Annotated in this window: 19 protein-coding genes and 2 pseudogenes; 6 read left to right on the forward strand and 15 right to left on the reverse strand. The window is 68.9% G+C overall.

Translation table 11 applies throughout. The features are described 5' to 3' along the window. Positions 1-69: 69 nt before the first annotated feature. Complete coding sequence (locus ACIRPX_RS37875) at positions 70-2070, reverse strand: tetratricopeptide repeat protein (RefSeq protein ID WP_404203917.1); 2001 nt, start codon at positions 2068-2070, stop codon at positions 70-72. Between the two features lie 1360 nt (positions 2071-3430). Here ACIRPX_RS37875 and ACIRPX_RS37880 point away from each other — a divergent pair. Further along, positions 3431-4885, forward strand: a complete 1455-nt coding sequence (locus tag ACIRPX_RS37880) for an ATP-binding protein (protein WP_404204033.1) — start codon at positions 3431-3433, stop codon at positions 4883-4885. Positions 4886-5441: 556 nt separating this feature from the next. Here ACIRPX_RS37880 and ACIRPX_RS37885 read toward each other — a convergent pair. The 5 genes and pseudogenes from ACIRPX_RS37885 to ACIRPX_RS37905 all read right to left on the reverse strand — a co-directional run. Further along, a complete protein-coding gene (locus tag ACIRPX_RS37885) occupies positions 5442-5684 on the reverse strand; it encodes a type II toxin-antitoxin system Phd/YefM family antitoxin (RefSeq protein WP_404203920.1) in 243 nt (80 codons plus the stop codon). 123 nt (positions 5685-5807) lie between these two features. Then, positions 5808-6281 (reverse strand): DUF1877 family protein, encoded by a 474-nt coding sequence (locus tag ACIRPX_RS37890; RefSeq protein WP_404203922.1) that lies wholly within the window; start codon positions 6279-6281, stop codon positions 5808-5810. Beyond that, a complete protein-coding gene (locus tag ACIRPX_RS37895) occupies positions 6278-6736 on the reverse strand; it encodes a hypothetical protein (RefSeq protein WP_404203924.1) in 459 nt (152 codons plus the stop codon). Before ACIRPX_RS37895 ends, ACIRPX_RS37890 begins: the two co-directional genes overlap by 4 nt. Before the next feature lie 39 nt (positions 6737-6775). Next, the gene (locus ACIRPX_RS37900) at positions 6776-7603 is read right to left on the reverse strand and encodes a hypothetical protein (protein WP_404203926.1); all 828 of its coding nucleotides are present in this window, start codon (positions 7601-7603) and stop codon (positions 6776-6778) included. A 134-nt stretch (positions 7604-7737) separates the two neighbouring features. Next, positions 7738-8221 (reverse strand): annotated as a pseudogene (locus ACIRPX_RS37905) (transposase); the annotation flags it as partial. A 268-nt stretch (positions 8222-8489) separates the two neighbouring features. Between ACIRPX_RS37905 and ACIRPX_RS37910 the strand changes: the two are divergent. Next, entirely contained in the window at positions 8490-9410 is a 921-nt protein-coding gene (locus tag ACIRPX_RS37910; protein ID WP_404203928.1) for a TAXI family TRAP transporter solute-binding subunit, read from the forward strand. 11 nt (positions 9411-9421) lie between these two features. Here the strand turns inward: ACIRPX_RS37910 and ACIRPX_RS37915 are convergent, their stop codons facing one another. From ACIRPX_RS37915 to ACIRPX_RS37950, 8 genes are all read right to left on the reverse strand, one after another. After that, on the reverse strand, positions 9422-10894 hold the full coding sequence (locus tag ACIRPX_RS37915) for a sensor histidine kinase (RefSeq protein WP_404203930.1): 1473 nt from the start codon (positions 10892-10894) through the stop codon (positions 9422-9424). Further along, entirely contained in the window at positions 10876-11613 is a 738-nt protein-coding gene (locus ACIRPX_RS37920) for a response regulator transcription factor (RefSeq protein ID WP_404203932.1), read from the reverse strand. Before ACIRPX_RS37920 ends, ACIRPX_RS37915 begins: the two co-directional genes overlap by 19 nt. A 73-nt stretch (positions 11614-11686) precedes the next feature. After that, a complete protein-coding gene (locus tag ACIRPX_RS37925) occupies positions 11687-12208 on the reverse strand; it encodes an ATP-binding protein (protein WP_404203934.1) in 522 nt (173 codons plus the stop codon). A 434-nt stretch (positions 12209-12642) separates the two neighbouring features. Beyond that, positions 12643-13341, reverse strand: a complete 699-nt coding sequence (locus ACIRPX_RS37930; protein ID WP_404203936.1) for an ABC transporter ATP-binding protein — start codon at positions 13339-13341, stop codon at positions 12643-12645. Positions 13342-13354: 13 nt separating this feature from the next. Next, complete coding sequence (locus tag ACIRPX_RS37935) at positions 13355-14167, reverse strand: ABC transporter ATP-binding protein (protein WP_404203938.1); 813 nt, start codon at positions 14165-14167, stop codon at positions 13355-13357. After that, a complete protein-coding gene (locus ACIRPX_RS37940) occupies positions 14164-15240 on the reverse strand; it encodes a branched-chain amino acid ABC transporter permease (RefSeq protein WP_404203940.1) in 1077 nt (358 codons plus the stop codon). Before ACIRPX_RS37940 ends, ACIRPX_RS37935 begins: the two co-directional genes overlap by 4 nt. Positions 15241-15242: 2 nt before the next feature. Then, positions 15243-16130, reverse strand: coding sequence for a branched-chain amino acid ABC transporter permease (locus ACIRPX_RS37945; RefSeq protein WP_404203942.1), 888 nt, complete (start codon positions 16128-16130; stop codon positions 15243-15245). Beyond that, positions 16127-17374 (reverse strand): amino acid ABC transporter substrate-binding protein, encoded by a 1248-nt coding sequence (locus ACIRPX_RS37950; protein ID WP_404203944.1) that lies wholly within the window; start codon positions 17372-17374, stop codon positions 16127-16129. Before ACIRPX_RS37950 ends, ACIRPX_RS37945 begins: the two co-directional genes overlap by 4 nt. A gap of 186 nt (positions 17375-17560) precedes the next feature. Here ACIRPX_RS37950 and ACIRPX_RS37955 point away from each other — a divergent pair, with 186 nt between their 5' ends. The 3 genes and pseudogenes from ACIRPX_RS37955 (at position 17561) to ACIRPX_RS37965 (ending at position 21696) form a co-directional block, all read left to right on the forward strand. Further along, positions 17561-18340 (forward strand): winged helix-turn-helix domain-containing protein, encoded by a 780-nt coding sequence (locus tag ACIRPX_RS37955; protein WP_404203946.1) that lies wholly within the window; start codon positions 17561-17563, stop codon positions 18338-18340. Between the two features lie 17 nt (positions 18341-18357). Beyond that, positions 18358-19137 (forward strand): annotated as a pseudogene (locus ACIRPX_RS37960) (nitrilase-related carbon-nitrogen hydrolase); the annotation flags it as partial. Between the two features lie 852 nt (positions 19138-19989). Then, positions 19990-21696 carry an IS1634 family transposase gene (locus ACIRPX_RS37965; protein WP_404203948.1) on the forward strand — a complete coding sequence of 569 codons (1707 nt, stop codon included), beginning with the start codon at positions 19990-19992 and terminating at the stop codon, positions 21694-21696. A 182-nt stretch (positions 21697-21878) separates the two neighbouring features. Here the strand turns inward: ACIRPX_RS37965 and ACIRPX_RS37970 are convergent, their stop codons facing one another. After that, on the reverse strand, positions 21879-24437 hold the full coding sequence (locus ACIRPX_RS37970; RefSeq protein ID WP_404203950.1) for an NACHT domain-containing protein: 2559 nt from the start codon (positions 24435-24437) through the stop codon (positions 21879-21881). A gap of 80 nt (positions 24438-24517) precedes the next feature. On the opposite strand from ACIRPX_RS37970, the gene ACIRPX_RS37975 reads away from it, so the two are divergent. Then, complete coding sequence (locus tag ACIRPX_RS37975) at positions 24518-24643, forward strand: hypothetical protein (RefSeq protein WP_404203952.1); 126 nt, start codon at positions 24518-24520, stop codon at positions 24641-24643. Positions 24644-25865 lie beyond the last annotated feature (1222 nt).

The raw sequence follows: 25865 nt of genomic DNA on the forward strand, positions 1-25865 counted from the left end.
GGCCCTGCTTTCATGCGCCCGCGCGGCCAAGATCACCCGACCAGGGAACCTGTTCGATCAGAGCCGTCCTCATGATCGATAGGAATACGGCTTCTCAGGATCGGTGGTGGATGTGGCACGCTTGAGCCAGGACAGTGCTTGGCGAGGCCGGCCCTGGCCGGCCAGCTCCTGAGCTGTGTTGCGGACGGGGTCGTCTGTGGGGGCCGCGCGCTGGAACCACACCAGTGCCTGCTCCAGGCGGTCTTGTTCGGTCAGACGACGGGCGGCCAGCCAGCAGGCATCTGTCTCCCCGGCCTTCCAGGCGTTCTCGTACCAGACCAACGCCTCGTCCAACCGGCCCGCATCGGCGAGCTCTTCGGCGGCCACCAGAAGGGATTCTGCGTCGTCCGTCGCTCCGGCACGTTCGAACCAAGACAGCGCCTCGTCCAACCGGCCCGCATCGGCAAGTTTCTCGGCAGCGTGGCGCAGAGCGCCGTTGTCGCTGTTCGAACAGGCGCGTTCGAACCAGGGCAGAGCCTCATCCAGACGGCCAGCAGCAGCAAGCTCCATTGCGGCGTGGCCGAGGGCCGTACGGTCACCACGCTCGCTGGCACGTTCGAACCAGGGCAGAGCCTCATCCAGACGGCCTGCGCGGGCTAGGCACTGGGCGACGTGACGGTCGGCGCCAGCTTTGGCCCACAGGCGGCAGGCTGGTTCCAGCAGGCCGCGGGCTGCGGCCGCCGTGGCCAAGGTGCGGGCGGTCTCGAGATCGCAATGCTGCAGCGCGGCGTGCCATAGCAGCGCGGGAATGCGTTGGAGGCGGCGGGTGGTGCGGCCGTAGCTGTCGAGAAAGTCCGCGAGGCGGTACAGCTGACCCGGGGCTGCCAGGGGCTGAGTAAAGGCGCCACGGGGGCGCTTTTGCGGGTGCAGCGGGCCCCGCGCTCCCTTGATCGCGGCAGTGAGCTGGCTCAGGGCTTGCTCCAGCCAGTTGTCCTCCAGCAGCGCCCACTGGGTGTCGTTGAGGTATCCCTCGGCTGCGGCCGCAAGGAAGGGCAGAGGCAGGCCGGGGGGATGACCGAGACGACGGGCGTCGATGGCGGCGTCCAGCAGGGCCCGGGGACCAGGCGGAGCGGTCTCGTACAGATGCAGCAGGTCAAAACCGGCTGCCAGGAACTGGGTGATCATCCCGTCCTGCGCGGATGCCGCGGCGGCCACCAGCCGTGCGTCGCCCGAGCGGTGTAACGCTTGGACTTCATCGGCCGTAAAGGCCTCCGGCACGTGCAGGCAGCGGTCGGCCAGCAACACGCGGGCCTGAGCGCAGGGATCGGCGTAGCCCCGCGGGACAGCCGTCTGCAGCCGCTCGTAGTATCCGGGTCCCGACCAGATCGTCCCCATCACGAGCACTGGCGCCCGGCTGGCATCAGCCAGCAGCATCCGCAGCCCGGCCGCGATCGCCTCGCCGTCCTCATCGTGGAACAGGTAGTGGTGAGCATCGTTGAGCCACACCACCGTCCTTGGCCCCACTCGGTCCAGATCAGCGCGGGCCGCCCGGGGACGGTCCGGTGCGATCGGATGCCACAGCCGCCACGCGTCCGGCAATTGCTGGATGGCCTCGAAGCAGGCCCGGGTCTTGCCCGTGGAGGGCGTACCTACCAGCATCACCACACCACTCGATCCCGCGGCGGCCGTAGCCACGATGCGGCGCAACTCGTCATCGTGCGCGCGCCTGACATAGGCGGGCAGTCGGCCGTTCCCGCCCGGCAACGTGATCGCATGATGCACTTCCAGCTCGTAGGGGCCCACGTCGGCGATCGGGCGTCCCACCGGCTCGGCCAGCCGTGCCCGGGTCCACCAGGTGGCCACTTCGCGACCCGCCTGCGCCCCGTCACCGCCCGCCATCCGCGTCAGCACCGTCACCAGCGCCACCGCGTCCGCCTGCTTGGCCAAGGCAGCCGCATCAGCGATCAGCCGGTGGATGGTGTCCCGGGACGGACTCGCCCTCAACTCGTCGTCAGCTGCTACAGCGCCAGCCATGTCATCCAACGTGGGCGCCCCGGCTGCCGCGTACGCCTCGTAGATCAGATGCTTCACAGTGCGCAGCGGCCCCGGTACGGGCATCGGACGCGGAATCATCCGCCCCTTGCGGGCAGGGCTGCCCTGCCCGCCAGCAGACCCGCCCTCCTCACCATGCACCGCACCATCGTGCCCGTCGCGCCCCTTCTACGGCCCCGAACTCACCGGTAAAGCGCCCCAGTTCTCCCGCAGCCCCACGCCCCTGCCGCAACAGGCGACGTCACCGACCACCACGCCTTCCTTCCCGGCCCAGGCCCAGGCCCAGGCCCAGGCCCACGGTTCCATTGTGAGCTGCTCCGACCTGCCCACGGTCCCGCTACCTCAGCTTCCTTCGACACAGCCGGGGAACACCAGGACCAACCTGCCCCACAGCACCCGACGCGAGGCGTGAAAAGGGGCCGAGCAAACGCAGTTGCCCGGCCCTCGCATACCGCCAGCCACAGCGTTGCTAGCCCAGCCCATGCAGCCAGTCGACCAGAGCGCGCACGAGACCGCTCACTGCGCCGCTGACCATCGCCGGCCACACCCCGCCAGCGCCGTGCCGGCAACACCACCGTACCTTCGAACTCCTGAACACCATGGTCACGTCCTGACCTCGAAACCGATAGGGACAGCCGGCCGGCCTGCCATCCACCATCGCCCCCGCCCCGCACCCTCCTCCGAGAAGCGACAGCCCGCCCTCGACCACCCACACACCGCCAGCTCAACGACCGCGGCTGCGGGCCAACCGGCACACTCCCGCGATGGGTTGCGACAACTACCCCGCTCCGGAGGTTCCCGTGAAACCTGCGGCGTGATCATCACCGACCGCGGGTGCTTACCCCCAACCCTCACGGACGGCGAAGAGCACTCGTGGCGGCCCGGGCCTCTCGATCAGCGGCGCTCACCATTCCCAATTCCGCTGGTTCTCTCGCCCCGCTGTGGCACCTTCGGCCAGGTTCGAACCCACGGACACCAGAACCATGTTGTCCGGTTTGCACTACGACAGCGCTTCCCGTTCCCGGGAAAGAGGCCCCTCTGCGTCCGCCGCTGCGTCATCGCGGCAGGCGTGGGGTCCCGAGGGGGAACGTGTCCTGCGCGGAGCATCATTCGGTCTTCTCGTCGCCCGCAGTGCCTCTGGGGACTGCGGGCGACGCCCTGGAGGTGCTCTCGGCCCGGCCCTACACCGAGGGCATCACTCGCCACTTGAGTACTGCCGCCTTCGCGCGTACGGACTGGCTGGCCGTGCTCCGCGCCTGGCTGGCGCAGCTGCCCACGCCGCCGTCTGGGACCAGCGCCGACCCGGCTGGTCCCCGACCTGGATGGCGTGATTGTATAGGTGTAGCTATAATAAATGCGACTACTCTAGAGAGGGCGCATTGTGCACAAGCCCGCCGAGATGTTCGACCGCGACTTCGAATGGGCCGAGCTCACCCGTTTCGCGGCCCTGCCCGGCCCCCGCGCCGCCCTCGGCGTGGTCTCCGGCCGCCGCCGCCAGGGCAAGACCTTCCTCCTCGACGCCCTCACCCGCGCGAGCGGCGGCTTCATGTTCACCGCCACCGAGACCACCGAGGCCGACGCCCTGCGCCAGTTCGGCCAGGCCCTGGCCCACCACCGCGGCCAGAGCACCCCGTTCCGCTTCCTGCACTGGGACGAGGCCGTCACGGAACTGATGCGCAGCGCCGACCAGGGCAGCCCCACCACCGCAGTCATCGACGAGTTCCCCTTCCTCGCCAAGGCCTCCCCCGCGCTGCCCTCGATCATCCAGCGGGCCCTCGACCCCGCCGCCCAGCACACCAACACCCCCGTACGGCTCCTGCTGTGCGGCTCCGCCCTGTCCTTCATGGGGGGACTCCTGGCCGGCAACGCTCCGCTGCGCGGCCGGGCCGGCCTCGAACTCATCGTCCCCACCCTGGACTTCCGGCTCGCCGCCGAGTTCTGGGAGATCACCGACCCGCGCACCGCGCTGCTCACCAATGCCATCGTCGGCGGCACCCCCGCCTACCGTCGCGAGTTCACCCAGGGCGACGCCCCCGCCGGTGCGGACGACTTCGACGCCTGGGTCACCCGCGCCGTCCTCAACCCCGCCCGCCCGCTCTTCCGCGAGGCCCGATACCTGCTCGCCGAGGAACCCGAACTGCACGACACCGCGCTTTACCACTCCGTCCTGGCCGCCATCGCCTCCGGAAACACCGCCCGGGGCGGCATCGCCGACTACCTCGGCCGCAAGTCCACCGACCTGGCTCACCCGCTCAGCGTCCTCCAGGACGTCGGCATGATCACCCACGAGGCGGATGCCTTCCGCCGCAACCGGTCCGCCTACCGCATCGCCGAGCCCCTCGTCGCCTTCTACCATGCGGTCATGCGCCCGGCCTGGGGCGATCTGGAACGCCCCGGACGTGCCCCCGCGGTCTGGCGCCGTACCCAGTCCACCTTCCGCAGCAAGGTCGTCGGCCCGCACTTCGAACAGGTCTGCCGTCAATGGGCCCGCTGGCACGCCAGCCCCGAAACCCATGGAGGACAGGTCACCCGGGTGGCCGCCGGAACCGTCAACGACCCCGCCGCCAGGACCAGTCACGAAGTCGACGTCGCCGTCCACGGCGACAGCGGCGAGGGCCGCGAGGTGCTGCTCGCCATCGGCGAAGCCAAATGGAACGACCGTATGGGCAGGGGGCACCTGGAACGCCTCCAGCACATCCGCTCCCTCCTCATCGACCGTGGCATCGCCACCGACACCACCCGGCTGCAGTGCTACAGCGGCGCGGGCTTCACCGATGAACTGCACGCTCTCGCCGAGAACGACCCCCACCACCTTCAGTTGATCGGCCCGCAACGCCTGTACCACGGCGAGTAAAGCCATCCGCAGCCCTGGGCAGGGCCCAAGGCCCCGCCGTGCAAAGCCTCGACGGACTCCCCCGACGGTGACATCCGCGAGGAGCTGCGCCAGCTGCTCGCCCGCGCACCGCTGCCGGACCGTGCCTGGCCGAATGCCGGTCAGATCCACGCCTGGGCCCACGAGTTCTGCTCCGGCCGACACCGAGGTCTCAGCTGGAGCGGAGGACACCGCTCTGCGCCAGAAAGTCCGCGAGTTCGAGGAGGAGGGCGAGACCCTACGCAAGGCGGCGAAGTATTTCGCTCAATGACGGTGTGAGGCGTGCCGGAGACCTGTCGCGGTGGCACTCCGGAGTCAGCAGGGTTGGCGCGCTATTTCACTGCCCCGTATGCAGTGGCTTGTCTCCGATGTGCCGCCCCGTCGGCTCGGTGTCGGGCTCCATCCGCCCTCGAAGAGGGCGAGTTCCAGCGGATCGGGGTCGGGTGGCCAGTCGGCGGCGTGGACCAGACGGCAGGTGGCATCGCTCATCCACTGCAAGTGGAGGGCGTGGCGTGGGTGTCGGCTATTGCGATCACGTTCAGGTGCCCATTCTCTTGTGCGTCTCCTCGATCTCGTCGTCGGTGAGGTCGGGAAGGCCGAGATCGGGAAGGTCGATCTCCCCCATGGGATCCGTAGGGTGCGGAGGGATGTCGTCCTCGCTGATCGGGACCACCCGGGCCACCGCGACGCCGTTCTTGGTGACCGTGACGGTCTCCCCGCGCGCTGCTGCGGCGAGGACCTGTGAGGACTTCTGGTTGAACTCTCGGGCCGTGGTCTCCATGTAGTACATGTTGCTACTTGCTTGAGGGGCCCGGTGCCGCGCACGGCGCCGGGGCGCGGCAGTTCGCCGGGTACCAGCCCCGGCTGCCGCTCCCGCCGAGCCCCGCCGACAACGAATGTTCGTTCAGTCCAGCCACAGCATCATGGCGTCGCCTGCCTGTGCCGCGGCGCCGTAGAAGGCGCGGAGGTGGTGGAGGTGCTGAAGAGAAACGTCGACGTCATGGGCCGGACGGCCGTTCAACTCGGAGCCATAGACACCCGTGAAGTCCAGGTGCTCGAAGCGTCGCCGGTATTCCTCGTCGGAAAGCTGGGCGAGCATTTCTGCGACTTCGGCAACTTTTGGGGATGAGAATAGCCGGGTGCCGCCGAAGTCCTGGTCCATCGGTTGCTCACCTGGCAACCGCTGCCCACCGACGATCGCAACGGCCGGCCCTGGGTTCGCGCGGTTTCCATTGGCCAGGATGAAGGCCATGACTTCCCAGTGTTTGGCGATCTGCCCACTTTCGGCGACATACCTGTATGGGAAGGAGGATTCGCCACGCATCATTCGATCGTAGACATACGGCGAGACGCGCCTCATCGTCAGCTCGATGCTCATCGCCGCATCTCCACGGGTCCGTCCGACTCAACGAAGAGAAGGACCATGCCCTCTCCGTGGATTTCTGCCTTCGCATAGAACTTACGAAGACGCCGAAATGCTTGAATGCAGGTTTCAACGGGGATCGTTGGCGTCCCGTCAGCGCGACCACCCTGCGCATCGGTGAAATCCAGTTGGTGATGCCGCCTTTCAATTACTCCATCAAGGAACACGTTGAGAAGCTTACTCGCTTCCTTGACCTCATCCGGTGAGAGCGCCTTTGCTCTGACCCCTGGTGGCGCTGGCACCGCGCGTCCCCCCGTGAGGGCCAGTGCATGCGTCTGGGGGGATTCGATGAATCCGTGGGCGAGGATCCGGGCAAGCACGTCCCACGCCTCCCCAACTCCGCGCTCTTCCTTCTTGAATTCGACCACGAATTCACCCGCCGCCATGCGCTGATAGGCGTCTGCGGTCACGCGTCGCATCGTGAGCTCGGTTGACATCCGCTTCTTCCTTCATGCGGCGAGTACGAACATTTCCAGCACGGGAGCAACCACTTCGACAGCCCCGACGCTTGCACGGCCCGCCACCTGGCGCCCGAGCATCACCGAGAAGGCAGTACCGATGGGCCCTCCGTCGAAGCCCGGGAGGTCGATGGACATGCCGGTTACGCGGGTCTCGATGTGGGAGTGTACGGCCGGCCAGAAGGGCATGGGGTCGACGGCCGCGAGAGGACCGGGACCATAGCCGGACAGCGCTGTTTGACTGGTCAGGCTGGAGGTGTTCGCCCCGCCGCTTGTGCCGATGCTCTGGAGCGGGTTGCTGGCGAAGTTCGGGATGCCGGTAGGACGGCACACCCAGACCTGGGAGCTGCCCACCTCCGCCCCCGCCGCGTGGAACTCGCTCAGCGCGGCGCCCCAGCGACTCTTGCCCTTTCGCCCCTGAAGCTTGTCCAGCTTGTAGAAGATCAGCCCATCGGTGTCACCGAGGGGGGCGATGTCCGACTCAGGATAGCGGTGGTTGGGCTCGGCGTTAGGGATGTCGAAGTGGTCCCACTCCGTTCCGTTGAAGATGAGCATGACGCCTTCGTCACCGTTCGGGTCCCGAGGATAGGGGCGGGCCTCCGGAATGATCGGATCACCCGCGACCACAGGCCAGCCGAACTCGTTTCGGAATCCACGAATGTAGCCCGCGAGCTTGTTGACGGATGCCGTGTAGCTGCGCCCGTATGTCGAGGCGGGCTTAACGTCCCAGATCGCGAACCCCACGCCTTGCGGTGTCTGGACTCCCGCAACAACGAGATCAGGCTCGGCAATGTCCGACCAATACGTGGGATAGGTCATCGTCCTCCCACCCCATACCGCATTGGCGCCAGGCAGGTCCGCGTATACGTTCTCCACCCCGTGCTGCGCGACCTCCGGGACTGTCAAACGAATGGTGTAACTGGGTAGTTGGGATTACTGACGGGCCGCCGAGAGGCGGCCGTCGAAGGTGATGTCGAAGGTCCATAGACCTCCGCCAGGTGAGCCTGGACCTCGCCGGTGGTCAGGCCTTTCGCGGCCAGCGAGATGACCATCTCGTCGACGCCGGTCAGGCGCTTCTGCCGCTTCTTGACGATCTTCGGCTCGAAGGAGCCGCCACGGTCGCGGGGCACGGTTATCTCCACCGGGCCGACGTCGGTCAAGACGGTCTTGGAACGTTTGCCGTTGCGAGAGTTGCCGCCGTTCTTCCCGGCCGCATCGTGCTTGTCGTAGCCGAGATGGTCGGTGATCTCGCCTTCCAGGGCGGACTCCAGCAGCCTTGGTCAGCTGCTGCAACAGCCCGCCCTCGCCGGTCAGTTGCAGGCCCTCGGCCTGGGCCCGACCCACCAGCTCGTCGATCAGCTGGTCGTCCACGGCCTTCGCCGACGCAGCTTTCGTTGTCTCGACAGCCTCGGACTCGGGCACGTTCTCACTGGTCATCGATGCATCTTCCATGATCGGGAGTTACACCGAACGTCTTACAGTCCCGAACATGGGGTGGAGGACGTCGTCCCCTTTTCGGGCGGCAGTCGCGGAGGATCTTCAGGTCTGCGGTCGTAGGCGTGTCACAACTGAATCTCGCCAGTCCTCACGTTCCTGTCCGGGAGTGCCGCATGTGCATGATGGTTGCGTGTCATTTGTACGCGGTCCGGGTCCGGTGACGTGGAGCCGACGGGCTGTTCTACGGTTTGCCGGACGAGGGCTTGCCGTGCTGATCGGGGCGCAGGCTGCAGCCTGTGCCCCGGGCCGGGGGCCCGTGCTGCGTCTTCGGCTGGGGACCGGGACAGAGGGCGGAGCGTACTTCTCCTTCGGACATGCGTTCTCAGCCGCGGTCGCGGACAGCGTCCACTCGCCGGTGGTCATCCCCGTCACCACCTCGGCCAGCGTGGACAACCTGCGTCGCCTCGACAACAAGGGGAGCCTGGCGCTGGCGCTGACCACGGCCGACGTGGCCGAGGACGCGATCCGCGGACGGCACCCGTTCATCCACCCGGTGCACCTGACCGCGCTCGCCCGGATCTACGTCAACTACACACATCTCGTCGTCCGTGCGGACGACTCCGTCACCGCGGTCAGGGACCTGGCGGGCCAGCGGGTGGTCCTGGGGGCCGAGGGCTCCGGAGCCCAGGTGATCTCCCAGCGGCTCCTGGAGCTCGCCGGGCTCACCGGCTCCCGGGCCGTGGTCCCTGAGCAGCTGAGCCTCATGGGCTCCGTGGAAGCGCTCAGAGGAAGGAGCGTCCGCGCCTTCTTCTGGTCCGGGGGCGTACCAACTCCAGCAGTGCGTGATCTGAGCAGAGAGGTGCCCCTGAGACTGCTTGCTCTGGACACCTATGTGGAGCCCATGCGCAAGAAGTACGGTCCGGCGTACACGACGGTGGCGATTCCGGCCAAGCCCTACGGGCTGGACGCGCCCGTGCCCACCATCGGCACCGGCAGTTACCTGGTCGCCCGCCCCGACGTACCCCACGACGCCGTCTACGAGCTGCTGCGCGTGCTCTTCGCCCGCCGTGTCGACATCATGCGCCCGGTATCAGCCGGCGCCCGCTTGGAGCCCCGGTTCGCGATCTCAACGGGAAGCGTTCCGCTGCATCCAGGCGCGGTCTCGTACTACCGGTCCGTCCACGGCTGACTGCCGGTCCCTCACGGCTGGGCGTCCGATGCGGTCCGCTCGGACGGCGGCCGGCGATCGAACGGTTCCGCCCGCGACGCCGCCCTGGCGCCGCGCGGGCGGGGAGGGGCCGACGGAGGCACACCGGGCAGCAGGAGTTCGATCACAAGCCCGTGCGGCGTGTTCCCGGAGAGTGTCAGCCGTCCGCCGCTCTTCCTGGCGATCTCGTCGGCGATCGCCAGGCCCAGCCCGCTGCCCGGGAGATTCTGATGCTCCGGGCCGCGGGTGAAGCGGCGGGGCATGCGGGCCAGACGGTCGGCAGGCAGCCCGGGGCCGTCGTCGCGGACCAGCACGCGGCACGTTGCTTGCCCCGCTGTGGCACGGACCTCCACCTGACCGCCCCGCGGTACGAACTTGGCCGCGTTGTCCAGCGCCGCGTCCAGCACCCGGTCCACGGCACTCGGCAGTCCTCTGCCGCGTACGCCGTCGGCGACCGAGTCCACCAGTGCCAGACCAGCGGACCGGTACACGCGCTGCCAGGCCGCGAGCCGGCTGCGGCAGGCCCCGGAGACGTCGAGGTCGACCAGATCCTCCTCGGAGGACTCGACCTGGGCGAGCACCAGCAGCGCGTCGAGGAGCCGGGCCAGCCGCCCCACCTCGTCCACGGCGAGAGCATGCTCGTCCCTTCCGGCGGGCACGAGATACGGCTCGATGTTCTCCAGCTGAAGCAGCAGGGTGGCGAGCGGATTGCGCAACTGGTGGGAGGCGTCGGCGACGAAGTCGCGCTGGCGGCGGATGGACTCCGTCACCGTCTCGGCCATCACAAAGAAGCGCTGCTCCAGCCGCCGCAGCTCCGGTGGTCCCGTGCTGCGCCCCAGGCCGGTGCCCGGATTGCCCTGGGCCAGGTCGTCCACCGCGTGATCCAGCTGCCGGACAGGACGCAGCAGCCACTGGGTGATCCAGACCGCCACGCCGGCGGCGGCGGCGAAGGCCGTGAGCGCGCCGGCCGCGATCAGCAACCAGCGCACCGTGACGTCATGGGCCGCTGCGGTGGTCGGCACCGTCATGAGGACGGCCCCGCTGAGCTGCTCGTCGCCCCCGACCGGCTCCGCGAGCACCACCCGGTCCGGCCCCCACGGCCTGATCGTCGGCAGACGGTCGGTGGTCCGCCCGGTCAGCGCGCGGTCGCGTGCCTCCCGCGCCGGCTCCGTGCTCCACTGCGCGCTGGACCCCGTTTGGAGCAGCACGTGGCCCTGCCCGTCGACAAGGGCCACGCCCGAGCCGTACAGGTCGGCGTACCGGCGCATCTCGGTCGAGACTTCCGACCGGTCCGCGTCGGTGACCACGGAAGCCGCCAGGTTGGCGAACCTGACCGCTTCGGTACGCCGCTGCAGCAGCAGTTGCTCCGTCCGGTCACGCGCGTAGGAGTCCGCCAGCGGCATGCTCAGTGCGAGCGACGCGATGCCCATGAGGACCGTCAGGATGATCAGCAGTCGGCGGGCCATACCGCTTCCGGTATGTCGTGTGCCGGGAGACTCCCCGGTTCCGGCGTGGGCAGCCGGTATCCGAAGGCATGCACCGTGCTGACCAGGCCGGGACGTCCGGTCTTGGCGCGGATGCCCGAGACGTGGACGTCGAGGGAGCGTGATGCGGACAGCAGCGTGTCGCCCCACGCGCGGTCGAGGATCTCCGCCCGGGAACGGGCCTCGCCGGGATGCTCCGCCAGGATGGCCAGGACATCGAACTCGCGGCGGGTCAGATGCACCTGCTCGCCCGCCACGCGTACGGTGCGGCCCGTCAGGTCGATCTCCACGTCGCCGACGTGCACGGTGGCCTGCGGCCGTGCACCCCCGGCGGCGTGCGGCGGCCGCCCGCGGGCGCGGCGGCGGACAGCGTCGATCCTGGCCATCAGCTCCACCATGTGGAAGGGCTTGACCAGGTAGTCGTCGGCGCCGGCGCGCAGCCCCTGCACGATGTCCCGCTGCCCGTCACGGGCCGTGACCACGATGAGCGGGACACCGGTGAGGGCGCGCAGACGACGGAGGAGTTCGAGGCCGTCCAGGTCGGGCAGCCCCAGGTCGAGCAGGACGAACTCGGCTCCATGGATGAGACGCAGCGCGTCCTGGCCTCTGCTCACGCGCCGGACGACGTATCCGTGCACACTGAGCGCCGTGGCGAGCGCGTGAGCCAGCCGGTCGTCGTCCTCCACGAGCAGCGTGTGCATGATGCCTCGATTCCCGCTTCTCCAGCATGGCACTCGGCACAACGGATGGACACCCTCGGTCCTCCTGTCGACCTCAGTCCCCCACGGCCTGCGGATCCGGATCCCGAAGGGCGGAGGCCGGCACGTCGCCGCGCACCAGCGGCAGCCGCGCCCAGACAACCTTCCCCGGACCGCGGGCTGCTGGCCGGTGGCCCCAGCGGGTGCTGGTCATCGCGACGATGACCAGGCCCCGGCCATGAGTCTGGCCGGCTTCCGGGGCCGCCAGGACCGGAGGGATGGGGTTGGGGTCCCACACGGATATCTCCACCAGGTCACCCATGATCTCCAGACCGAGGGTGAACGAGCCGCCCGACCCGAGCCGGTCCCTGCGCCCGTCCGCGTGGCACAGGACGTTGGTGGTGAGCTCGGAGACGATGAGGCACGCGGCGTCCACGGTGTCGTCGTGGGCGTGCCATGCGCGCAGCATGTGGGCGGCGTGGTGCCGTGCCCGGCCCACGGAGCCAGGGGTGCAGGCGAGCGACAGTTCGGTGCGGCACGCGGGCAGCCCTGCCGCAGTGCGCCCCTCGCCGAGGGAGGGCGTGAAGGTGGTGAACATGCGGTCGGCTGCCTTTCTTGAAGGATGAGCCAGCCCGGTCGGCGCGCGGCTGTCCGGTACTCACAAGCCTGTGCACGTCGTTGACGGCCGGACAAGGCGCGGCCGGTCTGCCTAACAATCTGTTAAGACGGTCCCGTTCAGGCGGTTCCGCACTGCTTGCGGCGTCACCGGAGGGACGCTCCCCGTAGTCCTGCACCGGCCGCTCCAACGGATCCGGACCGGGCAATTGCGGTGCTCCCGGACCGGCTGTCCAGGCGTCCGTGGTCCAGCCGTTCCGGTTGTCCTGACTGGCTGTCCCGGGCGGTCCGGTCCGGCGGGCCCGGTGCCCGCCCCGGACCGCAGCTCCGCGGATGTCCCTGGAGCGCCGCAACAGGCGTTCCAGGGACCCGGGGGCCGCTGCCGGCAGGCGGATCGGCCCGGTGGGTGCGCCGAGGCTATCCGAGGGTGCCCAGATAGGCCGCTTGCATGCGGGGGTTGCTCGTCAGCTGGGATGCCGTGCCGGATACGGTGATGTGCCCGAGTTCGAGTACGTATCCGCGGTGGGCGACCTCCAGGGCCGCGCCGGCGTCCTGCTCCACCAACAGGACGGCCGTGCCCGTGGCGGCCACGTCGGAGAGCCGGACCAGGATCTCGTCGACAATGACCGGGGCCAGGCCCAGCGAGAGTTCGTCGATGAGCAGCAGCCGGGGCCGGCTCATCAGGCCCCGGGCGATGGCGCACATCTGCTGTTCGCCGCCCGACATGCTGCCGGCCACCTGGTCGAGCCGTTCGGCCAGCCGCGGGAAGAGTTCGAGCACCTCGTCGAGGTTCTTCCTGCGGATGCGCCAGCCGCCCAGCCGGAGATTGTCCCGGACGGTCAGCCCGGGAAACAGCCGTCTGCCTTCTGGCACATGCGCCACTCCGGCGTCCGCGATCGACTCGACCGTGCCGCCGATGAGCTCCTGACCGTCGAGGAGGACCGATCCGGCACGGTCGGGGATCATCGCGGTGACGGCGCGCAGCAGCGTGGACTTGCCGGCTCCGTTCGGTCCGACCAGCGCCACGATCTCTCCTGCGTCGATCTCCAGGCAGACTCCGCGCAGCACTTCGACTCGTCCGTATCCGGCGGTGAGCCGGTTGATCTGACATCTCATGTGCTCTGACACCTCATGTCCGGTTCCTCTTCGCGTAGCGGCGGCCGAGATACGCCTCGATGACGCGTTCGTCGCCCAGGACGTGGTCGGGCGCGCCGTGCATGAGCACCTGGCCGTGGTGCAGGACGAGGATCTCGTCGGAGACGGCGGTGATGGCCTGCACGATGTGCTCGACCACCAGCAGGGTCAGCCCCGCCTTCTTGAGGTCGTCGATGAGCTGGAGGGAGGCGTCGATCTCGACCGGCCGCAGGCCCGCCAGGACCTCGTCGAGCAGGAGCAGCTTCGGCTGCAGGGCGAGGGCCTTGGCCAGTTCGAGGCGGCGCGCGTCGGCGACGGACAGTTCCGCTGTGGTGAGCGGGTCCTTGCCGCCCAGGCCCACCCGCTCCAGTACCTGCGCGGCCTCCTTGCGGGCGGCCGTCGGTGTGCGTGCCGGTGAAGGCCCGAACAGTGCGGCGACGGCCACGTTGTCGCACACCGTCAGCCCGCGAAAGGGCTTGACGATCTGAAACGTTCGGGCGACGCCCGCGTGGGCCACGCGCCAGGGCCGTGCCCCGGTGAGGTCGACGCCGTTGATCAGCACTCGGCCGCTGCTCGGAGTGAGATGCCCGGTGATGAGGTTGATCAGCGTGCTCTTGCCCGCGCCGTTGGGGCCGATGACCCCGATGGTTCTGCCGGGCGGGATGCTCAGGTCGACGTCCGACACGGCTTGCAGCCCGCCGAAGCGGCGCCCGAGGCCCGTCGTCTGCAGGACGGGTGCGGGTGCGGAGCCGGCCGTGAGTGCCGACGGGATCGGACCGGTGCGGCCGGCCGGTGGGGTGCCGTTCACAGCCGGTACCTCCGAATGTTGGTGAGGAGCGAGAAATCCCGTGTACGGGCGGCGTCCCGCGTGAAGTTGACGACTCCCTGGGGGAGCAGTACGACCGCCGCGATGACAAGGGCGCCGAGCGTGAAGGTGTGGGCCTCTGTGAAGTGCTGTCGCAGGTATTCGGAGACGGCGGCGATACCCACTGCGCCCAGGATCGGCCCGGCGATCGTGGCGGCTCCGCCTATCACCACCATGACGACCATCAGGACAGTGATGTCCACGTCGAACAGCCTCGCCGGAAAGATGGTGACCTGCTGGAACGCGTAGGCCGACCCGGCCGCGCCGGTGAGCGCCGCGGACACGGCGAAGGCCAGGGTCTTGGCCCGGGTGGTGTTGATGCCCATCGAGGCGGCGGCGTCCTCGTCCTGGTTGACGGCCCGCAGCGCGTATCCGGTGCGGCCGCCGGAGATCAGAGCGGCGACGAGCACCGAGAGGACGGCGAGGGCGAGGAACAGGAGGTAGAAGCCGTCGTTGCCGATCCACGGGGTGGGCGCCTTGGCTCCGGCCGTGGGGATCGTGATCCCGGCTCCCCCGCCGGTCCACCCTGGCACGTTGATCACGAGTTCGCGCAGTCCCTCGGCGACGCCCAGGGTGGCCACCGCGAAGTAGTGGCCCTTCAGCCGTAGCAGCGGCAGCCCGACGACGGCGGCGAAGCCGGCCGCCACGGTCGCGGAAAGGGGGAGAGCGAGCCAGAACGACAGACCACCGTGGACCATGAGGAAGGCGGTCGTGTAGCCGCCGAGGCCGAAGAAGCCGACCTGGCCGAAACAGGCGTAACCGGTGTAGCCGCCGATGAGATTCCAGGCGGAAGCCAGCGCGACGAACATGAACACCGTGGTGACGGTGCGCTCCTGGCCGGTGTAGAGCTGCGATTGAAGGGCGAGGCACCCCACAACGACGGCGAGTGCGCCCGCCCAGCCGAGCCAGGCCGGTCTGCGGCCGTTGCGCAGTCTGCGAGCCCGCGAAGGCACGGCGGCCTTCGGGCGCTCAGCTGTCTCGGTGCCGGTGTTGTCCGGTGCGTTCGTGGAGGGCATGGTCACACCTCCACCCTGCTGGCGTAGAAGGCGCGTCCGGCGATGCCCTGCGGACGGATGACGAGCACCAGGACGAGGACGGCGAACGCGACGGCGTTGACCAGGGTGCCCGGCAGCAGTTGTCCGCCCCATGACTCCACCAGCCCGAGGACGAGCCCGCCGACCAGGGCGCCGTACATGTTGCCGAGGCCGCCGAGGACGGCGGCGACGAAGCTGAACAGGGTGAAGCGGCCCGCGTCCGCCGGGCTGAAGGTGCCGACGGTGGCGACGGCGGCTCCCGCCGCTCCGGCGAGGGCGGCCGCGAGGCCGAAGGTGAGCGCGTACACATGGGCCGCGCGGATGCCCATCAGCCGGGCCGCCCCGCGGTCCATGCCGGTGGCCAGGATGGCAAGGCCGGTGCGGGTGTGCCGCATGACCACAACCAGCCCGAGCGTCACCGCGAGCGCCACCGCCGCGGCCAGCAGCCGGCCCACGGGCACTCTGACGTCGGCGAACAGGGCGAGGCTGTGGGCGGCGTAACCGGTGGGCACCGAGCGGTAGTCGGCGGAGAAGATCCAGATCAGGCCGTTGACCAGAAGGAGGTCGAGGCCGAAGGTCAACAGCAGGGTGATGAAGATCGGTGCCTTGACGACCAGGTTGATGAGGTGGCGCTGCAGCAGGTAGCCGAAGCCGAACAGCGCCGCGGCGACCGGGACCATCGCCAGGAAGGGATCCAGGCCGAGGGATCTGTTGAGCTCGAAGGCCAGGTAGGCGCCGATGAGCACGAACGAGCCATGGGCCAGGTTGACCACGTTCATCACCCCCCACACCAGGGAGAACCCGACCGCGACCAGCGCCAGCAGCCCGCCCTGCAGCAGCCCGTAGAGCGTGGCCTGCACGAACTGGATCATGAACCGCTCCCGGTGGCGGGCCACTTCAGCTCGGCCTGGGCGACGTCCTTGGGCCACACGGTGACCGGCTTGCCGGCGCGGACCTGGATGACCTCCATGGTCTTGGACACGTTCTGGCCGACCGCGTTGAACTTCAGCGGGCCGAAGAACGAGGGTTCGTCCAGGGCCGCGAGCGCGTCCCTGACCTTGTCCGCGTCGGTGGCGCCGGCCTTCTCCACCGCGTCGACCAGGGCGACGCAGGCCGCGGTGGCCTCGGCCGCGTGGTACTCGGGCTCACGGCCGTCGTACACCTTCCCGAACAGGGTCACGTAGTCCGCGGCGGTCCCGATCCAGCGGTCCTTGCCCGCCGTGCGCGAGGTCCACTGCGTCGAACCGAGCACCCCTTCGGCCGCCTTGCCCAGGGTGCCGGCGAAGTCGGGCGTGGGCGGCGCGACGGTCTCGGCGAACCCCCCGGCGGGTGTCACGCCGAGTTCGCGGGACTGCTTGATCACCGCGATGCCCTCCACCAGATGCGCGGACGACACGATCACGTCCGGTTTCAGCGACTTGACCTTGGTGAGGGCGGACGACACGTCCGAGGTGCCGTTCGGGAAGTACTCGGTGGCCACCACCTTGAAGCCGAGCTTGCGGGCCTCGTCGACACCGCCGCCGGTCACCGTCTTGGAGAACCCGTCGTCGGCCGAGAGGAACGCGATGGTGCGGGGCCGGGGCTCGGCCAGCTCATCGATCGCCCGCACCATGGACGCGGCGTAGGCACGGGCCGGCGACAGCACGGCGAACGTCCGCCGGTAGCCCTTGTGGAAGATGGTGTCGTCGGCACCCGAACTGTCCGCCATCACCTGCCCGTTGCGTTCCACGACGGCGGCCGCGGCCTCGGTGGCGGCCGAGCCGTAGGGGCCGAGGACGAGCTTCACGCCCTGGTCGTTGAACTGGTCGATCAGCTGGCCGGCGGTGTCCGGCTTGGACGTGTCGTCCTGGTACTTGACGGCGAGCCTGAGCCGCCGGTCACCGACACGGACACCGCCCTTGCCGTTCACGGCCCTGCGGCAGACCTCGTAGCCCTCCTTCGTCAGCCCGCCTTCCCGGGCGAGCGGCCCGGTCAGCGACAGCGACGCGCCCAGCGTCAGCGTGTCACCGGATGTACCGCCCGCGGACTCGCCCTTCGAGCCACAGCCCGCGGCAAGAGCGCTCGCCACGACGGCGAGGGCCACCGTCCGTGCGGCCACTGTCCTTCTGACAAGCATGGGGATCGCCTGCCTTTCTCGTCCCGATGTCATTTCGTCCCTGCGCTCCGGTCGTCGGCCGGTGCGGTGGGACGGGACGCTAGACGGCCCTGACCTGGGCAAGAAGGGAAGGAAGGGGAGATTTGAGATTCCTCTAGGGTTCGGGCGGTAGGCGCGCGGCCCGGCGATTCCTAGGCTGAGCACACCATGCGCATCCTGCTTGTAGACGACGACAACCGGTTCGCCGACGCCCTCACCGGTGCACTGCGTCGGCAGTGCTTCGAGGTGTCCCTGGCGGCCACGGGAGCGGCGGCGCTGGCCGCGCCCGCCGCCGATCTGGTGCTGCTCGACATGGGCCTGCCGGACATGGACGGTGTGGAGGTGTGCCGGAGGCTGCGCAGCGCGGGAGACGTGGCGATCATCGCCGTCACCGCACGTGGCGAGGAGCGCGACCGGGTCATCGGGCTGCGCTCCGGGGCCGACGACTACCTGGTCAAACCGTTCGGCGTCGCCGAGCTGCGTGCCCGCATCGACGCCGTGATGCGCCGGGTACGCCCCGCGATCCGGCCCGTGGTGACGGCGGGATCGATACGGATCGACGTCGCACGACACACCGTGACCACGGCCGACGGCTTTCCCGTCACGCTCACGCGCAAGGAGTTCGAACTGCTGGCCGCGCTGGCCCGGCAGCCAGGGCTCGTGGTGTCCCGGGAACGCCTGCTGCTGGAGGTGTGGGACAGCGTCTGGCCCGGCGCACACCGGACTCTGGACGTCCATGTCGCGACGCTGCGGGCCAAACTCGGCGACACCAAGGTCGTCCAGACCATACGGGGCGTCGGCTACCGACTCGTCACCGACGGCGAAAAAGACGGTGCCAGGGCGGCTTCCGCCGCTGGGGACCGCGCTTCGCCGCCGCCTGCCGCACACGCCTCGCCGGCCAAGCCCCTTGACGAGTCCGGCGGCCTACCGATCGGAAGGCCCCTTTGATACCGGAAAGACACCCGCTGGTCCGGGCCGCGCTCGTCCAGAGCTCCTGGACCGGCGACCGTGAGTCGATGACAGCCAAGCACGAGTTGCTCGCCCGCGCGGCGGCAGGCCAGGGCGCGCAGATCATCGGCTTCCCGGAACTCTTCACCTCCCCCTACTTCTGCCAGCTCCGGCCACCCCACCACCAGCAGGACACCGAGGCAGTCCCGGCAGGCCCGACCACCAGACGGATGCAGCAACTGGCCTACGCAACCGGCCTGGTGATCGTCGCACCCGTGCACGAGGCCGACGATCACGGCTCCGGCTACAGCACCGCAGCCGTGATCGACTCCGACGGAACATACCTCGGCAAATGCCGCAAGCGACACATCCCGCACTCCAAGGGGCCCTGGGAGAGGTCCGCCTTCCAGCCCGGAAATCTCACCCAGGCGGTGTTCACCACCTCCGTCGGGCGGATCGGCGTCTGCGTGAGCCACGACCGCCACTTTCCCGAGTACTGGCAGGCCCTCGGCCAGTCAGGAGCCCAGCTGGTTTACAACCCCTCGGCCGCCTACCGCAGTCTCTCCTCGTATCTGTGGCAGCTGGAACAGCCCGCCGCGGCCGTCGCCAACGAATACTTCGTCGCCGCCCCCAACCGCGTCGGCAGGGAATCGCAGTACGGCGACAACGACTTCCACGGTGCCAGCTATTTCGCCGACCCGTGTGGCCAGTTCGTCGGCGACATCGCCTCAGCCACAGAGGAGGAAGTCCTCATACGGGACCTGGACTTCGGCCTGCTGTCACGGGAGTCCCGACGTGCGGACCTCGCATGGGCTCACAAGGAGCGCGAGGACGAACCGCTCCGCGTGGCAGCCCGCCTGTGCCAGTTGCGCGACGAGGGCCGCAGCGGCGACGCTTACCTGCTCATGAGTCGGGCGGTCGCCGGCGCAGTGTCATTCGCGCCCCGCTTCGCCCACGCGCTGGAGGAGTGCGGCCGGTCCGCCGACGTCGCGACGCTCCTGTGGGAGCTTTCCGCCCAGTCGGCGGACCGCGTCGCCGCCCTGGTCAGAGCCTTCTCCGAAGCAGGCCGGCGTGATGACTGCCGCGTCCTGCTTCACCAGTCGGCCGCCCGGCCGGCCGCCGATGTCGCCGCTCTGGCCGCCGCGCTCCGGGACGCCGACCGAAGCCCGGACGCCGTCACGCTCCTGACCGCGTTCATCCGCTCCCGAGCAGACGACGTCGAAACGGCACAGATCGTACGGGAGCAGCAGGCACTCGCAGATGCGCTGCTGGAAGCAGCCGCTCAGATCTCCCCTCTCCGCCGCAGCAGCGTCGCCGCAGCGCTGCGCCACGCCGCACAGCGCACATCATGACGAACTCGTATCCGGGCGCCCGCGGCGCGGTGCCACCCCCGGGGCGGCGGACAAGCTGCTGATCAAGCCAACGGGTGGGCCAGGTCGGCGCCGCATCCGGCACAGATCTCGGGGCAACGGCAGTCCCTGACGGGCCCGGGTTCGACGTAATTCGTGGGTTCTGGAGGTCCTGCGGGGTTGAAGTCGCAGGTCAGTGGGCTGAGATGGGTAGAGAAGCCCGGAAGTCCCTAGAGACGCGATCTTCTGGATTCACCTGCGCTGGCCTGGTCATAGCTCGTATGGTCTGGAGCCGTGTACGTGAAGACGACGAAGCGGGAGAACAAGTCGGGCACCGTCCGGTACCTGCACCTGGCCCACAACGAGTGGGACGCGGCCAAGGGGCGGGCGGTGCCGAAGGTGCTGTTCACCTTCGGCCGCGAGGACCAACTCGACCGCGACGCTGTCAGGCGCCTGGTCGCGTCTCTATCGAAGCTGCTGGAGCCGGGTGACGCGCTGGCCGCGACCGCCGCCTCGGACCTGGAGTTCGTCTCCTCCCGCGCCTTCGGCGGCACCTACGTACTCGACCATCTGTGGCGCCAGTTGAAGATCGACCAGATCGTTGGCCGGGTCGGACAGCCCAAGCGCGGCCGCCGCCGGGACATGGACGCTACCGAGCGGGTGCTGTTCGCCCTGGTCGCCAACCGGGCACTGGCTCCGTCGTCCAAGCTCGCGGCCGCCGACTGGATCACCCATGACGCGCACATCGACCGCCTTGCCGAGATCGGCGAGCAGTCCTGCTACCGGGCGATGGACTGGCTCCACGAGGTCAAGGACGACCTGGAGAAGCAGGTGTTCGACGAGGTCGCCAACCTGCTGAACCTCGAGGTGGACCTGCTGTTCTTCGATACCACCAGCACCTACTTCGAACTGGAGGAGCCCGACGAGCCCGTCGCCCGCGACGACGTGGGCCGCCCACTGGGTGACGGCCAGAGCGACGAGGACGTCAAGGAGACGGGGTTCCGCTCCTACGGGAAGTCGAAGGACTCCCGCGACGACCTGCCGCAGATCGTGATCGGCATGGCGGTCACCCGGGACGGCATCCCGGTTCGCTGCTGGTGCTGGCCGGGCAATGCCTCCGACCAGAAGCTGATCCGGCAGGTCAAGGACGACATGCGCGACTGGACCCTCTCCAAGATCGTGTGGGTGACCGACCGCGGCTTCTCCTGCGAGGCCAACCGCCGCTACCTGCGACGCGGCGACCACGCCTACATCATCGGCGAGAAGCTCCGCTCCGGATCACCCGAGGTCAAGGCCGCCCTGTCCCGGCAGGGCCGCTACACCGAAATCGCCGAGAACATGCGCGTCAAGGAGGTGAGGATCAGCGACACCGACCGGTTCATTATCTGCCACAACCCCGAATCAGCCGAACGTGACCGGCACATGCGCGAGCAACTCCTGGCCCAGCTGTCCGAGTTGATCGCCGACACCGACAAGCTCAGCGACTTCAAACGGGGCGAACTGCGCGGGAAGATCACCGACAAGCCCGGCCTGAACCGCTACCTGCGCACCACCCCCGCCGGCAAGCTCCGCATCGACCAGGCCAAGGTCAAGACGGAGGAGAACCTCGACGGCAAGTACCTCCTGCGCTGCAGCGATCCGAAACTGCCCGCCGAGGACATCGCCCTGGGCTACAAGCAACTCCTGGAAGTCGAGCGCGGCTGGCGCGACATGAAGCAGATCATCGACCTGCGGCCCGTCTACCACCGGCTCGAAGAACGCATCCGCGCGCACGTCGTCCTCTGCTGGCTCGCGCTCCTCCTCATCCGCATCATCGAGACCCAGACCGGAACGACCTGGCCCCAGGCCCGTCGCGAGCTCCAGCGCCTCCACACCGGGACCTTCACCGGCCCCACCGGCACCTTCCAGCAGGTCACCGGCCTCACCAAGCCTCAGCGAGACCTACTCGCCAGGCTCGGCATCCCGCACCCGAAGCAGGTCATCGACCTCCAGCCCCCACCCCGCTGACCAGCCGAAACGCCACCGCCTAGAGAAACGCCCTCCAGACGGCCACACCCATATCCACGCAGGTCAGCCCCCCAATTCGGCGCTCCAGGCCGCTGAATTACGTCGAACCCGGGACGGGGCGCCAGTCATTTTGCGAGTCATTCGGAGGGTCACGACGCAAGGGCTGCGGTGGAGCAGGCGGGTCACCCCCAGTGCCGTGTGAGGTGTTTTCTCGCTCTTGCCTGTTCGTGTTCTTCCAACTCGGGGTCGTTGGCCAGGCCTTCCAGGATCTCTCGTGCGCGCGCGTGTCCGAGCTGAAGTAGTCCTTTTGCTGCAGTGACGCGTGCCATGCCCCAGTGGGCGGGATCGGTCGCGATGTTCACCAGGATGGCATGACAGCGAGGGTCGCCGAGTTCGGCGAGGAAGCCGGCTGCTACGACGCGATGCTCGGCAAGGAGATCGAGATCGGGGCCGGTGGCGAGGTTTGCCAGGAGGTCGGCGGCGCGGGGGTCTTTGAGCAGGCCGAGGGTTGCCGCCGCTTCCACGCGGGGCAGACCGCAGACCTGGTGCAGGTAGTTCATGGTGGCCAGCTGCTCACGTCCTGGGTGGTCAAAGAAGTACGTGGCCATGATGTGTGCCTGCTTGTCGCGCCATCTGGCTTCGTGACTGGTCAGATCGGTAGGGCGTTTGGACAAGTCCGCGAGGATGTCTCGGCCCCGAGGGTCGTCCAGGGTGGTCGCAAGCCTGCGGGCGGCTTCCACACGCAGGTGTCCGGCGAGGTGTGAGCCGGTGGCGAGTTCGACCAGCAACTGCGGGCCGCGCGTACTGTCCAGGCGCGTCAGGGCCAGCGCGGCATCCACTTTGCCGGCATCGAATATGTCGGCGCGGCGAACCATCGCCTGGAGTTTGCCAGCAGCGGTGGAAACAACGCTTTCGGGCAGTGTCGTGCCGAGCTTCTTCTGATCGGCGATGAATGCACAGCCCGCCAGCCCTCCTTGAGCGGCCAGACGGCGCAGATCCGGCTCCGTGGCCCTGCCGCGGCCTGGCCAGGAATCGAGAAGGAAACCCAGATAAGAGCTCTCATGCGCCGGCCGCCGCCACTTCTTCCGCGACAGAGGGGAACGTCGGCTCCAGGCGTCCGTGAAAAGTTCACGGAAAGCGCGATCGCTTGCGTGGCGATCGCTCAGGGTGCCGCGGGCAGCAAGGTATTCCAGAAGGGTCTGGTGGAGGAAGGTGAGTTCGCCCGCCTGTACCGTCAGCACACCGCTGCGGCGCAGGAGATCGGTCACGAAGCCGGTCCACACCGGCTGCGGGACCCGGGCGGGGCGAGTGGCGTGAGGGTGCGCGGAGACGATGCTCAGTGCGTGCTCTGTGTTGCCGCGGTACCGCTCAGCTGCCAGGTGCGCGGCGAGGGTGACGGTGTGGTCGATCATCTGGTGGGCCTTGGTGAGGGCGTCGGGCCCGTAGCGTCCGAGAGCTGTTTCGGTCTGAGCCGAAATACCGCCGCTCGTGCTTGCATGCTGACGCTCCTGCAGCAGGTCGACGAAGCGCTCATACACTTCGCCCCTGCTGTGGGGAAGCGTCCCGTCGGGAGCCGTGGCACGCAGCTGGCAGAGCATGGTGGCCATGAGCGGTGTCCGCGCGAGTTCGAGCAGGCCGGCGCTTTTCAGCGTGGATGCGAACGACGATGCGGCCGCGAGCGGGTCGGGCAGCCCGAACTTCTCAAACCACTGCTCGGCAAAGAGGGACAGCTCGCCGGGTTCGAAGGGCCGCAGCTCGAAGTGGGGTACGGCGTCGCCCAGTTCGCCTGGCGTGTTGCCGAACGGCGGCCTGCTCGCCACGACGAACCGGTACGGCGAATCGTCGGCGTCCGCAGCAATCGACCGCAGGTGCTCCGTCACCCGCCGTCTTCCCTCAGGGTCCGTGATCTCGTCCAGTCCGTCGACCAGGAGCAGCCATCTGCTTCCGGGCTGCGGCACACGGGCGAAAAAGGCCGGGGGGATGGTCTCCAGCAGTCCGAAGGGGCTGAGTTCGGCGGTCACCGCGGCCGCGATCGCCTCCGGTAGCGGACGCCGTGCGGCCAGCTCAGCCGCGGGTACCAGGACCGGTACCGTGCTGCCCGCTGTGTCGTGCAGCCACTGATCCGCCGAGGCCACGAGTGCGATGCGCAGCAGGCTCGACTTGCCGCCGCCTGGCCCGGCCAGCAGCACACAGCTGCTGTCCCTTGCCAGGACCTCCTCGCCGGGCATCCAGACGCCCAGACGCTGCCTGGCCAACCCCTTGATGTTCTTCCGGGGTTCCCCCGGCACGGCTCGCACGCGCTGGCGAAGGTACACGGCGGCCAGCGGCGGTGTCGCTCCCATCAGGACTCCGGCGTACGGGTGCTCCTGCGCGGCACGCCGTGCAGCTCCCAGGTACTTGGCGAGCAGATCTGGCCCTCTGGCAGCGGTGTCTCTCAACCGTCGTAAGGCGACCACGTCCTCAGCCGGAACCTCGAGGACCTCGACGAGCCGGTCGAAGGTCTCGGGCGCGGGAGTTCCACGTTCCGGGTTCAGCGCCTGGCTGACCGTCCCTGCCCCGAGCGGGATCCCCTTCAGCTCCAGCTGATGGACGAGCTCGGTCTTGCTCCAGCCCTTCAGCTGCCTGAACTCCGTCAGCCGCCGCTTCAGTTCGGCACGCGCCGCATCCCGGTCCAGCAAGTTCCCGTCCGACACTCGCCATGCCCCCCGACCAGTCGCTTCATGCTTCTTCATCTGCGTCATGTGAAGGCCGTAGGGGCCTACTCCTGTTACTCGACCGGCCGGTCGTTCCCAGCCGACCGACGACGAGGAGTGCCCAAACTATGCCCCGCAAGCGCAAGCCGCGCCCCCGCAACCGCCCGAAGCAGGATCTGCGCAACGCCGCTGTCGGCGGCGCCGTCGGCGGTCTCGTCCGCGCCGTCATCGACTGGCTGCGCGAGCTGATCTGACACGGGGTCCGCAGCATGGTGCCGCCCGTGCCCCAGGGTGCGGGCGGCAGCAGTCACTTCAGCCTCAAGCAGGTGGTTGTCCGTGCGCACGGGAGTCCGTCCACCGCAGTGACGACCGCAATGCCCCGCCGGAGACTGCGGCCGCCCAGCACACCAACGCCCCCGTACGGCTCCTGCTGTGCGGCTCCGCCCTGTTCTTCATGGGGGGACTCCTGGCCGGCAACGCCCCGCTGCGCGGCCGGGCCGGCCTCGAACTCATCGTCCCCACCCTGGACTTCCGCCTCGCCGCCGCGGCCCTGGGCAGGCCCCGACCCGACGCCCTCCCCCGCCTTGGCGCCGTCCTTGTTCTGGGGCATCCGCCACCGAAGCGGGCAGCAGCACCGACAGAGCACAGAAAATCCCGCGTTTCCAGGGCTGTTCGGCGCCGCCCCTCGGGCGTCCGCCCCACGGCACCTGCGCCCGGCCCCCCTTGCGAGCCGTCCCTTTCGCCGCGCCGCTGGGCGGGTCCCTCCTGGCGGCAGATCGGCTGGCGGACCGGCAAAGGCGCGCAGGCGGGGCTTTGCTGCCGGCCGGGGTCCGGCCCTCGGTGGTGAAGCGACAGCACTCCGCCCGGTCGCGTCTCGGGGCGGGGGCGCATCCTTCGGGCCATGCCCGGGCGAAAGGGGTGGTGCGGTGGAGGGAAGTGCGGTGGGTGGTTGCGGTGCGACAGGGATGACGGAACGGGAGTGGGCGGGGTGGCGTGGCCGGGCGGGCAAGTGGGCAGAGGACAGGCTCAGTTGGGAGGCGGGTGGCAACAGGTGAGCGGCACGCGTGGGCGAACTCATTTGCCGCACGGGCTGCGGGAGTTGCCTGGTGTCCCGCCTGTCGGCGTCGCCGCAGGGCCGGCCCTTGCCTGGAGACGGACTGTCATGGAGAATTTTGCCATATGGCATTCCATCATGTGATTGAAGGTAACCGTGTCAGCCGCTAGCACGCATCAGGCCGCGTATCTGTTCAGCACCTGGTTCAGTGCCACGCTGTGTGCCGTCTGGCTGCACTCCGTCTGGCTTCACTCTGTTCGGCCACATGGTGGCACGGGTGGTTCGGCCAGGGAGCAGGATGCCTCAGGGCCCGGTAGCCTGGCGCGGGGGCGGGGGAACCGTGCCCGGGGAGGGTGGCGAAAACCCCAGAGAGAGGGGCCGGGCTGGTGGGGCCGCCCAAATTAAAACACCGCACAAGCCGC

Source organism: Streptomyces sp. NPDC101225 (assembly GCF_044767585.1).
Lineage (GTDB): Bacteria > Actinomycetota > Actinomycetes > Streptomycetales > Streptomycetaceae > Streptomyces.

Excerpts from the sequence above, each read along its gene's own strand:
- ACIRPX_RS37900 (WP_404203926.1), bottom strand. The coding sequence starts at position 7,603 with ATGACCTATCCCACGTATTGGTCGGACATTGCCGAGCCTGATCTCGTT.
- ACIRPX_RS37970 (WP_404203950.1), bottom strand. The coding sequence starts at position 24,437 with ATGACGCAGATGAAGAAGCATGAAGCGACTGGTCGGGGGGCATGGCGA.
- ACIRPX_RS37880 (WP_404204033.1), top strand. The coding sequence starts at position 3,431 with ATGTTCGACCGCGACTTCGAATGGGCCGAGCTCACCCGTTTCGCGGCC.
- ACIRPX_RS37945 (WP_404203942.1), bottom strand. The coding sequence starts at position 16,130 with ATGATCCAGTTCGTGCAGGCCACGCTCTACGGGCTGCTGCAGGGCGGG.
- ACIRPX_RS37950 (WP_404203944.1), bottom strand. The coding sequence starts at position 17,374 with ATGCTTGTCAGAAGGACAGTGGCCGCACGGACGGTGGCCCTCGCCGTC.
- ACIRPX_RS37975 (WP_404203952.1), top strand. The coding sequence starts at position 24,518 with ATGCCCCGCAAGCGCAAGCCGCGCCCCCGCAACCGCCCGAAGCAGGAT.
- ACIRPX_RS37885 (WP_404203920.1), bottom strand. The coding sequence starts at position 5,684 with ATGGAGACCACGGCCCGAGAGTTCAACCAGAAGTCCTCACAGGTCCTC.
- ACIRPX_RS37915 (WP_404203930.1), bottom strand. The coding sequence starts at position 10,894 with ATGGCCCGCCGACTGCTGATCATCCTGACGGTCCTCATGGGCATCGCG.
- ACIRPX_RS37920 (WP_404203932.1), bottom strand. The coding sequence starts at position 11,613 with ATGCACACGCTGCTCGTGGAGGACGACGACCGGCTGGCTCACGCGCTC.
- ACIRPX_RS37930 (WP_404203936.1), bottom strand. The coding sequence starts at position 13,341 with ATGAGATGTCAGATCAACCGGCTCACCGCCGGATACGGACGAGTCGAA.
- ACIRPX_RS37955 (WP_404203946.1), top strand. The coding sequence starts at position 17,561 with ATGCGCATCCTGCTTGTAGACGACGACAACCGGTTCGCCGACGCCCTC.
- ACIRPX_RS37940 (WP_404203940.1), bottom strand. The coding sequence starts at position 15,240 with ATGCCCTCCACGAACGCACCGGACAACACCGGCACCGAGACAGCTGAG.
- ACIRPX_RS37925 (WP_404203934.1), bottom strand. The coding sequence starts at position 12,208 with ATGTTCACCACCTTCACGCCCTCCCTCGGCGAGGGGCGCACTGCGGCA.
- ACIRPX_RS37890 (WP_404203922.1), bottom strand. The coding sequence starts at position 6,281 with ATGAGCATCGAGCTGACGATGAGGCGCGTCTCGCCGTATGTCTACGAT.